The sequence below is a fragment of the Bradyrhizobium sp. MI1.10 genome, from assembly GCF_055811035.1.
The window spans coordinates 234,700-246,532 of sequence record NZ_JBVVPN010000001.1 but is presented as its reverse complement, the minus strand read 5'-3'; the positions used below and the strand labels follow the sequence as shown (position 1 = coordinate 246,532).

General features: G+C 66.0%; 10 protein-coding genes. 3 read left to right on the top strand and 7 right to left on the bottom strand.

The genetic code is table 11. The annotated features are described in order from the left end of the window. Positions 1 to 46: 46 nt before the first annotated feature. Together AC0L3K_RS01075 and AC0L3K_RS01070 are read right to left on the bottom strand one after the other, a co-directional pair. Positions 47 to 961, bottom strand: coding sequence for a phosphoribosylaminoimidazolesuccinocarboxamide synthase (locus AC0L3K_RS01075; RefSeq protein WP_007598297.1), 915 nt, complete (start codon positions 959 to 961; stop codon positions 47 to 49). Between the two features lie 77 nt (positions 962 to 1,038). Then, positions 1,039 to 1,956 carry a pirin family protein gene (locus AC0L3K_RS01070; protein ID WP_007598296.1) on the bottom strand — a complete coding sequence of 306 codons (918 nt, stop codon included), beginning with the start codon at positions 1,954 to 1,956 and terminating at the stop codon, positions 1,039 to 1,041. A 272-nt stretch (positions 1,957 to 2,228) separates the two neighbouring features. Here AC0L3K_RS01070 and AC0L3K_RS01065 point away from each other — a divergent pair, with 272 nt between their 5' ends. Both AC0L3K_RS01065 and AC0L3K_RS01060 read left to right on the top strand, forming a co-directional pair. Further along, entirely contained in the window at positions 2,229 to 3,290 is a 1,062-nt protein-coding gene (locus AC0L3K_RS01065) for a helix-turn-helix domain-containing protein (RefSeq protein WP_473365391.1), read from the top strand. Between the two features lie 145 nt (positions 3,291 to 3,435). Next, positions 3,436 to 4,860, top strand: a complete 1,425-nt coding sequence (locus tag AC0L3K_RS01060) for a serine hydrolase domain-containing protein (protein WP_473365390.1) — start codon at positions 3,436 to 3,438, stop codon at positions 4,858 to 4,860. Between the two features lie 6 nt (positions 4,861 to 4,866). Here the strand turns inward: AC0L3K_RS01060 and AC0L3K_RS01055 are convergent, their stop codons facing one another. Further along, on the bottom strand, positions 4,867 to 6,234 hold the full coding sequence (locus AC0L3K_RS01055) for an MmgE/PrpD family protein (RefSeq protein ID WP_219678925.1): 1,368 nt from the start codon (positions 6,232 to 6,234) through the stop codon (positions 4,867 to 4,869). Positions 6,235 to 6,357: 123 nt separating this feature from the next. Between AC0L3K_RS01055 and AC0L3K_RS01050 the strand changes: the two genes are divergently transcribed. Further along, the gene (locus tag AC0L3K_RS01050) at positions 6,358 to 7,473 is read left to right on the top strand and encodes an FUSC family protein (protein WP_007598281.1); all 1,116 of its coding nucleotides are present in this window, start codon (positions 6,358 to 6,360) and stop codon (positions 7,471 to 7,473) included. A 1-nt stretch (position 7,474) separates the two neighbouring features. Here AC0L3K_RS01050 and AC0L3K_RS01045 read toward each other — a convergent pair whose 3' ends face one another. The 4 genes from AC0L3K_RS01045 to murA form a co-directional block, all read right to left on the bottom strand. Then, a complete protein-coding gene (locus AC0L3K_RS01045) occupies positions 7,475 to 8,125 on the bottom strand; it encodes a 2-hydroxychromene-2-carboxylate isomerase (protein ID WP_354200258.1) in 651 nt (216 codons plus the stop codon). Then, positions 8,122 to 8,610 carry a DUF2867 domain-containing protein gene (locus AC0L3K_RS01040; protein WP_219678929.1) on the bottom strand — a complete coding sequence of 163 codons (489 nt, stop codon included), beginning with the start codon at positions 8,608 to 8,610 and terminating at the stop codon, positions 8,122 to 8,124. The genes AC0L3K_RS01045 and AC0L3K_RS01040 overlap by 4 nt, the downstream gene beginning before the upstream one ends. Continuing rightward, positions 8,607 to 10,001: an MATE family efflux transporter gene (locus tag AC0L3K_RS01035; protein ID WP_354200257.1), complete on the bottom strand. Its 1,395-nt coding sequence runs from the start codon at positions 9,999 to 10,001 to the stop codon at positions 8,607 to 8,609. The genes AC0L3K_RS01040 and AC0L3K_RS01035 overlap by 4 nt, the downstream gene beginning before the upstream one ends. Positions 10,002 to 10,215: 214 nt before the next feature. Further along, a complete protein-coding gene (murA, locus tag AC0L3K_RS01030; RefSeq protein ID WP_354200256.1) occupies positions 10,216 to 11,511 on the bottom strand; it encodes a UDP-N-acetylglucosamine 1-carboxyvinyltransferase in 1,296 nt (431 codons plus the stop codon). Between the last annotated feature and the right edge of the window lie 322 nt (positions 11,512 to 11,833).

The following is an 11,833-nucleotide window of genomic DNA, read 5'->3' as shown; positions in this document are numbered from 1 at the left end:
GGCATCGAGCCGGCGGGCAATGACGGAGCGGGACGAAACAGCCGAGCTAAATCTTCAGCTCACTCCCCGTCACCCGGCGGTATGCTTCCAGATATCGCTTGCTGGTCGCGTCCACCACGCTTGCGGGCAAAGGCGGCGGCGGGGCGTCGCCATTCCAGCGGCCGGCGCGGCGTTCGACGTCGAGATAGTCGCGCAGCGGCTGCTTGTCGAAGCTCGCCTGCGGCTGGCCGGGCTTGTAGGCGTCGACGGCCCAGAATCGCGAGGAGTCCGGCGTCATGACTTCGTCGATCAGGATGATGCGGCCGTCCTTGTCGCGGCCGAATTCGAACTTGGTGTCGGCGATGATGATGCCCTGCTCGCGGGCGAGCTCCTCGCCGAGCGTGTAGATCGCGCGCGTCATGCTCTCGAGCGTGTAGGCCGTCTCATCGCCGACGACCTCGCGCATCTTCGCGATGGTGATGTTCTCGTCATGGCCGGTCTCGGCTTTGGTCGCCGGGCTGAAGATCGAAGGCTCCAGCTTCTCGCTTTCGACAAGGCCTGCTTTCAGCTTCTCGCCGGCCAGCGTCCCGCTTGCTGCATATTCCTTCCAGGCCGAGCCCGAGAGATAACCGCGGATCACGCATTCGATCGGAAATACCGTGGTGCGGCGGCACAGCATGGCGCGGCCGAGAATTTCGGCGCGATGCGGCTTCAAGGCCGGCACAGCGGCGATGATCTCGTCGGTGTCGGCGCTGATCATGTGATGCGGCACCACGCCTTCGAGCTCGCCAAACCAGAAGGCGCTGATTTGCGTCAGCACCGCGCCCTTCATCGGAATGGTCTCGCCCATCACGACGTCGAAGGCGCTGATGCGGTCGGTGGTGACGAGCAGCAGGCGGTCGTCGTCGACGGCGTAGATATCGCGCACCTTGCCGCGCCCGATCTTAGGCAGGGGCAGGTCGCTGGAGAGCATGGCGGTCATCGGCAGAACTTTCGGAGCAAGGCCTTGCGACAGGACATCCGGCCGCGCCTGATCGCGCGACCGGAAACCGGGATAGCCTATTCCGGCAGCGGAATGAACTCATGTTCCTGCGGAACTGCGGCGAAGCGGCCGGTTTTCCAGTCCTGCTTGGCCTGCTCGATCCGCTCCTTGCTGGAGGAGACGAAATTCCACCAGATGTGGCGCGGGCCCTCCAGGGCGTCGCCGCCCAGAAACATCATCCGCGTGGCCTTGAGCGCCCTCACCGTGATGCGGTCGCCCGGACGGAAGATTAGCAGTCGCGGCCCCTCGTAGCGCTCGTTCGCGATCTCGACCTCGCCATCGACGACGTAGATGGCGCGCTCCTCGTGATCGGGATCGAGCGGCACGATCGCGCCCGCGACCGCCGTGACCTCGGTATAGAACCAGGGCGACACCATCGAAACAGGCGAGGTGACGCCGAAGGCCGAGCCCGCGATCACCTTCGCGGTGAAGTCGCGCTCGGAGACCATCGGCAGGTCACCCGCGCCGTAGTGCTGGAACGACGGTGCGATCTCTTCCGATCCGGCCGGCAGCGCGATCCAGCTTTGCAGGCCCAGCATCTTCTGCCCCGAGGCGCGCTGCACATCCGGCGTGCGCTCGGAATGCGCGATGCCGCGGCCGGCTGTCATCAAATTCATCGCGCCGGGCTGGATCTCCTGGATGTTGCCCTCGCTGTCGCGATGCATGATCGCGCCGTCGAACAGATAGGTGACGGTAGCAAGCCCGATATGCGGGTGCGGCCGTACGTCCATGCCCTTGCCGGAGACGAATTGCACCGGCCCGAAATGATCGAAGAAGATGAAGGGTCCGACCATCTGCCGCTTGCCGTGCGGCAGCGCGCGCCGCACCGCGAAGCCGTCGCCGAGATCGCGCGTGCGCGGCACGATGACGAGATCGAGCGCATCGCAGGACATGGGATCGCCGAGCACGGGATCGTTCGAGGGTTGCCAGCTCATGGTAGGGCTCCTTTTGGCTTTTTCGAGCTAAATCGTAGCAGGATTTCGTGCGGCCGTCGCGGCTAAGCCTGGGCCACACACTCCGCCGTCATCGCCCGCGAAAGCGGGCGATCCAGTACGCCGCGGCCTATCGGTTCGATCACTGCCGTCTCGGCGTACTGGATCGTCCGGTCAAGCCGGACGATGACAGCTGTGGTGCGGATGGTGCTTGAAAACATACGCCTGACGAAGGATGTTTGGCTGATGTCAACCGCGACCCATCGCATCACCCGATGACCCTTGCCGCAACCGAGCTCGCCTTTCGCGCCGCCGCCGTGGCGCTGCTGCTGGTGCTGGCAGCGTCATTGCTCTCGGATTTCCGCAATGTGCTGGCAGCCCGGCTCGGTGCAGCCTTTGCGCTCGGCTCGGCCGCGCATGCTGTGAGCTATTCCGTCGGAACTTCATCGCTGGTCCCGGCATGGCATGCGCCGCTGATCGCGGTGTCGACCGGCAATATCGTGGTGTTCTGGCTGTTCACGCGCGCATTGTTCGACGATGAGTTTCGCCTGCGCCGGTGGCACGGATTGACCTGGGGGTTGGTGACAGCGTTCAGCTTCGTCAGTTGTCTCTGGATCGCACCCGGCGGACATGTCCGGTTCGCCGTCACCGCGGTGAACCTGATTGTGCTCGGCTTCATTGCGCTCGCGATCATGCAGACGATCGGCTCATGGTCGGCCGATCTGGTCGAGCGCCGCCGCCGTGTTCGCATCTTCATCGTCTGTGCTGCCGCGCTCTATGGCGGATTGAACGCGCTGCTCCAGATCCTCGTCGTCGGCAGCGACGTCGGCGATGTCGCCAACACCGTCAATACAGGCGTGCTCGCCAGCATCGTCGCGGCCATCGTCTATGCGATGATGCGGGTGGACGGCGCCGACCTGTTTCCAGCCGCCGCGGAGGCTGCGCCGGCGATCGCGGCGAGCCAGCCTATGGGCGAGGACGCCGCCGACCAAAAGCTGATCGACGCCCTGATGCGGCTGATGGCGCACGAGCGGATCTATCGCCAGGAGAACATCAGCATCGGCGTGCTCGCGGGCCGGCTGAAAATTCCCGAATACCGGCTGCGCCGGCTGATCAACCAGGGGCTCGGCTACCGCAATTTCAATGTGTTCCTGAACAACCACCGGATCGAGGAGGCCAAGGCAGCCCTCGCCGATCCCGCCCAGGCCGAGGTCCCCGTCATCACCATCGCGATGGATTCCGGCTTCCAGTCGCTCGGCCCGTTCAACCGCGCCTTCAAGGCCGTGACCGGCGTGACGCCGACAGAATACCGGCGGCTCAAGGTGAATGCCGTCTGATCTTTAGTGTACTGAAATATCTAGGTTATTTTGGAATCGACGAGCGTCTCGCGGTTTCCAGCTACGCCGTTTTCCAAATTCGGCGAGCGGGCATCGCGTGAATGCCGCTTCGTCTCCGGCACACGCCTCAAGCCGGAGCAAGCCCGTGACCCGCCGCAAGATTGTCCTTCTCACCGCCACCATCGTCTTTGCCGGCCTCGCGCTCGGCGCGGTTCGCGCCCATGACGTGCCCAAGGTCGCCACCGGCTTCATCGCCGACGTGCTCTGTTCCGAGACGTTTGTCTCGGGCCTCGATGTCAGGCGTAATTTGACGGAGACCATTGATGCGATGCCGGGCGCCGGTTTGCTCACCTGGGCGATGGACTATCAGGTCGATCGCGCGCGCAAGGACGTTACGGTGACGCTGTTCGGCATTGGCCGCAGCCATGCCGTGTATCGCGAGGGCCTCGGCTGCACGCTTGAGCACGGTGCGGAGATTGCCGACGTCCGGCTGCCGCCGGATGACAGGCCGCCGGCGGTGTTGCCCGAGATCACCGGCCCCGCAATCGTGTCGCCGCAAAGCCCGGAGCTGTCAGCCGCGCTCGATCGCGCCTTCGCTGAGCCGACATCGCCGCCATTCCGCCGCACCCGCGCAATCGTCGTCATGAAATCGGGTCGCGTCATCGCCGAGCGCTATGCGGACGGCATCGGACCGGAGACGCCGCTGCTCGGCTTCTCCATGACCAAGTCCGTGATCTCGGCTCTCACCGGGATTCTCGTGCGCCAGGGCAGACTGAAGCTGGACGGGCCCGCACCGGTCGCCGCCTGGACAAATCCGGACGATCCGCGTCACGCCATCACCCTCGATCAATTGCTGCGCCACACCGCGGGCCTGGCGCTCGGCAGCTCGCTGCAGGCCTCGCTCGGCTCGGCGTTCGAGCCGGTCAATCGCATGAAATTCGTGGAGGCCGACATGGCCGCCTATGCCGCGAGCATGCCGCTTGCGACCGCGCCGGGCACCGTGTGGAATTATCACGATGGCAACACCATCATGCTCGCGCATCTGATCCGCAAGGCCGCCGGCGGCAATTCCGAAGGAGCGCTTGCCTTCGCGCACCACGAATTGTTCGTGCCGCTCGGCATGCGCCACGTCACGCTCCAGCTCGACGGCGCCGGCACGATCAAGGGGTCGAGCGAGATGCTCGCATCCGCGCGCGACTGGGCGCGGTTCGGCCAGCTCTATCTCAACGACGGCGTCGCCGGCGGCAAGCGCATCCTGCCCGAGGGCTGGGTGAATTATTCGGTGTCGGCGACGCCCAATGCCTGGGTCGGTATCGGCGCCGGCTTCTGGACCAACCAGGGCGACAGCTTTGGCGCGACCTTCCGCGTCGAGCACGGCTGGCCGCGCGATGCCTTCTTCGCCAAGGGCACCATCGGTCAGTACACGATCGTGATTCCGTCGGAACGACTCGTGATCGTGCGGTTAGGCCGTTCGCCGAACGCGCCGCCGGAAGCCGACGGTGTGTTCGATCTGGTGCGCGACGTGGTTGCGGTTACGCGCGAGAAGGGAAAGCTGGCGGGGGTGAATTGAGGTGCTTCACCTCCCCAGCTCCGTCGCCTTCGCCACGCGATCGAACCGCTCCAGCGTCATGATCGCGTCCGCGAATTTCTCCGCGCGCGCGTTCAGCACCGGGCGGGCCAGCGTCAAAAACTTCTGCTGCATCGCCCGCGCATCGGGGAAGGAGGTCGGCTCTCCCGAGGGATCGGCATAGAGCCGCTCGTGCACGCCGTCGTCCGTCGTGATACTCACGCGCGCGCCAAAGGGGTGAGTGCGGCCGACTTCGAGACGATCGTCCTGTACCACGTCGAACTTGTCGGCGAGCGCGTCGATGGCTGCGTCCCCAAGGCGGGTGTAGTCGTCCCAGCCAAATGACCCCTGATCGAGCGCGAGCGCGCCGGTGAAGAACATCGAGAACTGGCCGCCGACGATCGAGGTCGGGTGCCGCTTGGTCGCGGCGTCGCCGGTGAGCGTGATGCCGTTGCGATGCAGGCCGATCTCCACCCGCTTGACCTGATCGGGTGTCAGATTGTGCTCGCGCCGCATCGCGATCAGCGCGTCGATCGCGGCGTGGGTATAGCGGCAGCTCGGATACGGTTTGACGCCGATCTTCATGGTCTCGTAGGTCTTGCCGAGCTCGGCGACCGCCTTGTCGGGATGCGCATCGTCGGTGTAGCCGGCGAGCAGGCCATGCTTGCCCTCGACGGATTCCGTCGCGCCGACGAAATCGTTGCGCGCCAGCGTCGCGGCGATCACGCCATTCATCGCGGCGGCGCCGACCTGGTAGCGTTTGTTCCAGGCGCCATTGACCAGGAATTGCAGCGAGCCCGCGGCTTGGCTGCCGGCGACTCCGAAGGCGGCGATGAGCTGTTGCTCGGAGAGGCCGAACAGTTTGCCGGCGGCCGCGGCTGCGCCATAGGTGCCGGCGGTGGCGGTCGGATGGAAGCCGCGGGCATAATGCGAGGTCGGGTCGAGCGCGTTGCCGAGCCGGCAGCAGACCTCATAGCCCGCCACGATCGCGGTCAGCACGTCGCGGCCCGACGCGCCGACCATCTCGCCGACGGCGAAGGCGGCCGGAACCACCGGCGCGCTCGGATGCAGCGAGGAATCCGCATGCGTGTCGTCGAAGTCGAGCGAATGGCCGAGGGCGCCGTTGAGCAGCGCCGCGACCGCCGGCGTCCAGGTCTTGGTGTCGCCGAACACGGTGGATTCGCCCTTGGTATCGAGCGCAAGCGCCTCCAGCATCTTCAGGATCGAGGGGGTGGATTCCGCTTCGCTGCGGGCGCGGATGGCGCTGCCGAGGAAGTCCAGCGTCAGGACTTTTGTCCGATCCAGCACTTCCGCCGGAATATCCTGGAATTTCAGGTTGGCGACATAGGCGGCGAGCGTTGCGGTTTCGTGAGCCATCGTGTTTCCTCGTTTTGGCGCGCAAGTTAGGCGGGCTGATTTGGCCTTTCAAGCGGCCTCGGGGCTGCGGGCATCAGCTATGCTTTTGGCTGGCTTACGAGGGTTGGACGGGGATACGCGACCATGGCATTCGCAGGAGAGCTGTTCGACCGGGTCTGGTCGCGAAAGACCCAATTGGGGCTGGCGGTCCGGGTCACGGTGGCGGCCACCGGCGCCTACGCGCTCGCCACCGCGCTGCATCTCTTGTTGCCGCTCTGGGCCGTCCTCACGTCCATCATCGTGACCCAGATGAGCGTCGGGCGCTCGCTGAAGGCGACGCGCGACTACATGCTCGGCACCATCGGCGGCGCGATCTATGGCGGCGCCATCGCAATCCTGATCCCCTATTCCGGTGAACTGGGCTTGCTGGGTCTGCTGGTGCTGGCCGTGGCGCCGCTTGCCTTTGTCGCATCGATCTATCCGAATCTGAGCTCTGCAACGGTGACGGCCGTGATCGTGCTCGTGCTTCCCTCGATGCATCATGCCGATCCCATGGCCTCTGCGATCGATCGCGTCAGCGAAGTCGCGGTCGGCGCGGTGACGGGGCTGCTCGTCTCCTTCCTGGTGCTGCCCTCGCGCGCGGTGCGGCAAATCCGCGCCAGCGCGGCAAAACTGCTCGAATTGATCGCGGAGGCCTTCACCGAATTGCTCGCGGGCCTGACGCGCGGCCGCGACAATGACGCGCTGCATCGGATTCAGGACGGTATCGGCACCGCAATGGTGGGCATGAATACCATTGGCGCCGAAGCCGAGCGCGAGCGCTCGGCGCGATTGTCGAGCGGGCCGGACACCGGCCCGTTGTTGCGCACGATCTTGCGGCTGCGCCATGACGTTGTGATGATCGGCCGCTCGACCGTGGTGCCGTTGCCGGCCGAGGTGCAGACACGGCTTGCCGCGCCGCTGACGGAAGTCTCGACCGTGATCGCGCGCTTCCTGCGTTCGGCGGCCGCCGCCTTGCGCGAGGGCGCCGGCGCGCCGCCGATCCACCCCGTGCATGTCGCGCTTCAGCACTATGCCGAGGCAGTCGCCGCCGTGCGTCAGGATGGCCTGATCCGCGGCCAGCCCAGCGACACCGCGGAGCGCTTCTTCGCGCTCGGCTTTTCGCTGGAGCAGATGCACCAGAATCTCTGCGATCTCGATCGCGTCGTCGGCGAATGGTCGGAGGCCGCGACCGACAAGCCCGCGCGCGTGGCGGAGTGAGCTAGCGCCGCGTCAGGCCCTTGTCCTGCATGCGCCAGACCAGCAAATCGATGCGGTCCTGGCCGAAGAACGGCTCGTTCTCGAACACGAAGGTCGGCACGCCCCAATGGCCGGAGGCGGCGTGGTCCTTCTCGTTCTCCGTGATCACCTGCTCGTAGCGATCCGGGTCGGCGGTGATCGCGGCATCCATCGCGGCGAGATCGAAGCCGGCCTTGTCGGCGGCGCGCGCAAGATGATCGCCTTCGTTCCAGCCCGCCACCGAGCCGTCCCACAGCACGCGGGCGATCGCGTCGGTGAATGCGAGCGAGCGTCCCTCGAGCTGCGCCATGGCACCAAGCCGGGTCAGGCGGTGGATGTAGGGTTGCTCGGCCGCGACGTCGAATGTTGTCTTGTCCTGGACGATCGGATCCGGCCTCGGAAAGCGGAACGGAATGCCCTCGTGCTGCGCCACGCGCGTGCTGTCGAGCACCACATAGCGAATGAAGTTCGGGCTGGCCTTCTTGAAAAACCCGGGCACTCGGGCTGCGAGCGGATAGACCGGCCGCAAATTCACCGCCAGATCGTAGTCTTCGACGAGCTTCAGCGTCTTGGGCAGCGCCAGATAGCTGAACGGGCTGCGAAAGGAGTAGAAGAGGTCGACGGAGAGCGTCACCGGGCCGGCTCCGCAATCCGCCCCATCATGCTGCGGGCCACAAGCTTGTGGAAGGGCGTGATGAGCGCGAGGTAGGCGCGGCCCAGCCGATTGTTGGTCCGCACCAGCGTGGTCAAGGTGACGTGGCGCGGCACCGCTTCGCCGGCCACATCGACCACGATGCGGAAGTCGAGATGATAATCATTGAACCCGGCGACCAGCTGCTCCGGCGTTTCGCTCAGCACCGGAAACAAGCCGATCAAACCGCCCGGCGCTGGCGTGCCCTCGCCCGATGTCTTCAATCCAAATGGCGTCACCAGAATGTTGCGCAGGCGTGTCAGTGCACCGATCCAGCGCGGTCCCTGCAACACCATCCTGGTGCAGGCCTCGCGGGCATTCACCGGTGCTGTGCCGATCTCTACGCGAAAGGCGTCGATGAACTGCGCACCGGCCAGCAGCGTGCCGGCGTCAACATCGGGGGTAACTTCGCGGACAGTCCCGTTCATCCCGCCAGTCTGCGCGTCAGCATCCGGAAGCGCAAGATCAGAAGTCCGGCATAGACGAACGATCCGATCGACAGTCCGATCCAGACACCGACCGCGCCGAGATCGGCGTGAAAGGCAAGCCACCAGGCGATGGGAAAGCCCACGCACCAATAGCCGATCGCGGCGAATACCAACGTCATCCTAGTGTCATTGATGCCGCGCAGCGCGCCGCCCATGATGGTCTGGATGGCATCGGCAATGAAGAAGGTCGCGCCGACCAGCAGCAGCGTTGCGGTCAGCTCCACGGTCGCCATGCTGGCTTCGCTGCTGCCGAAGAACAGCCGTCCCAGCTGATAGCGGCCGAGAATGATCGCAACGGTCAGCGCCGAGACGAACGCGATCCCGATCACGGCGGCGACGAGACCTGCGCGCTTCACTGCGGCCGGGTGGCCGCGGCCGAAGGCGTGGCCGACCCGCACGGTGGCCGCCATGCCGATGCCGAGTGGGACCATGAACAGCACGGCGGTGACCTGGAGCGCGATCTGATGCGCCGCGAGCGCAGTGATCGAGATCAACCCCATCAGCAGCGCCGCCGAAGAGAACAGGCCATATTCCAGCAGCAGCGAGAACGAGATCGGGGCGCCGATCGCGATGAGTTTGCGCATCAGGGGCCAGTCGATTCGCCAGAGATGGGCAAGCGGACGATAGTCCGCGAACGGCTTGCGCAGCCCCGCAATGGCGAGCGTGGCGACGAACGTGCCGAGATTGACGATGGTGGTCGCAAGCCCCGCGCCGAACAGGCCGAGCTCCGGCAGGCCGAACAGGCCGTGGATCAGGGCGTAGACCAATGCGGCATTGACGGGGATCGCCGCGAGCGTGATCCACAGCGGGGCCTGCGGCCGGTTCACCGCGCTCATCATGCTGCGCAGCGCGATGAAGCCGAGCGCCGGCGCGATGCCCCAGGCGAGGCCATTCAGATAACGCTGGGCGAGCGCGGCCGAGTGCGGCGCCTGACCGAGTGCGACCAGGATGTGCTCGCCATAGAGCGGCGAGGCCATCATCGGCAGCGAGATCAGCAACGCGACCCACAAGCCGACGCGCAAGGAGCGGCGGATGCGCCTGACATCGCCGGCGCCAAAGGCCTGCGCGACCAGCGGCGACACCGCCGCCATCAATCCGAGCCCGAAGGTGAAGCTGACGAAATAGACCGTATGCGCCAGCGCCGCTGCTGCCACTGCGCTCTCGCCGAGCCGCCCGATCAGCGCGAGATCGGTCGTGATCATCGCGATCTGCCCGAGCTGCGTCAGCATCATCGGTACGGCCAGCCGCAGCGTCTCGACGAATTCGTCGGCGAGAGGATTTGGCGGCACGCCGGCTTGCGGCTGCGAACGAGGCTGGACGGTGTCGAGCATGGCCGGGTCAATAGCACAGCCGGGCGACGAAAACATGGCCTCGCGCGTGTCCCGGACGCGCTGCAGCGCGAAGCGATGCTGCGCAGAGCCGGGACCCAGAAAATCGCGAGCGCAGTTCTCGGCCGCATGGGCCCCGGCTCAGCAGCGCATCACTGGCGTGCTGCGCTGCGTCCGGGGCACGAGACCATTCTTCGATCTCGAGCCGGAAAGCGCCTCACCCCTTCCGCTCGGGCACGCGCCTGATCTTCGCGCCGAGCGCATTCAGCCGTTCGTCGATGCGCTCGTAGCCGCGCTCGATCTGGTCGGCGTTGTTGATGGTCGAGGTGCCCTCGGCACAGACGGCCGCGAGCAGCATGGCCATGCCGGCGCGAATGTCCGGTGAGGTCATCGTCGCGCCGTGCAGCCGGCTTGGACCGGCGATGATGGCGCGATGCGGATCGCACAGCACGATGCGCGCGCCCATCGCGATCAGCTTGTCGACGAAGAACATCCGCGATTCGAACATTTTTTCGAACATCAGGATCACGCCCTCGCATTGCGTGGCGGTGACGATCGCGATCGACATCAGATCGGCCGGGAAGGCCGGCCAGGGCTGGTCTTCCAGCTTCGGCACGTGGCCGCCAAAATCGTCCTGGATCTTCAGCGTCTGGTTCGAGGGCACGATGAGATCGTCGCCCTCGATGCGGCAGACGATGCCGAGCCGCTCGAATCCCATGCGGATCGAGCGCAGATGCTCGACGCCGGCGCGCACGATGCGAAGCGGCGAACGCGTCACGGCGGCAAGCCCGATCAGCGAGCCGACCTCGATATGGTCGGGCTGGATCCGGTAGGTCGCGCCGCCCAGCGTCGCCGGACCGCGCACAATCATGGTGTTGGTGCCGATGCCCTCGATCTCAGCGCCGAGCGCGACCAGGAAGTTGGCGAGGTCCTGCACATGCGGCTCGGACGCGGCGTTGCGCAAATAGGTGGTGCCTTCGGCGGCGACGGCCGCGACCAGCGCGTTCTCGGTCGCGGTCACGCTGGGCTCGTCCAGGAACACGTCGGCGCCGGTCAGCTTCGAAGCGCGGAATTCGAGCCGGTCGGTCGCGGTGACCTTGGCTCCCAATTGCTCGAGTGCGAGGACATGCGTGTCGAGCCTGCGGCGGCCGATGACGTCGCCGCCGGGCGGCGGCAGCATCACTTCGCCGCAGCGGGCGAGCAGGGGGCCCGCGAGCAGGATCGAGGCGCGGATGCGGACGCACAAGTCCGGATCGAGATCGGCGGAGCGGATGCTCTTGGCGTGAATATGAAGCGTATTGCGGGCGGTCCATTCCGCGGCAGCGCCGACCGAGCGGATCAGTTCGACCAGCGTCTCGGTGTCACGGATCCGCGGCACGTTTTCCAGCGTCACCGGATGCTCGGTGAGCAGGGCTGCCGCGATGATCGGCAGCGCGGAATTCTTGTTGCCGGACGGCTCGATCGAGCCCGAGAGCCGGTGACCGCCCTCGACGATGTACTGGATGGGCGCCACGTGGTCTCTCGCTGTGTTTTTGGGTGGGGCGGCTGGTTTGGAGGCGGAAACTACCGAGAATTGAGCGCGGGAGCAATTCTGCACTTGTCGCGGCTCGATCGCTTCGCAGCCCCGACACAGGTGCGCTCCCTCTCCCGCTTGCGGGGGAGGGCTGGGGAGGGGGTGCTTCAGCGATGGGATTGTCGAAGTTTACGGAGCGTATCCCGGCGAGGAGAAAGCCCCCACCCCGCGCCTAGCCCCGCCCAACCCCCCCCGCGGGGGGGGGTTGCGCCGGGGCCTGGGCGGCCGGTGCGACTCCAACAGCCCCCCGGCGCCGCGATCG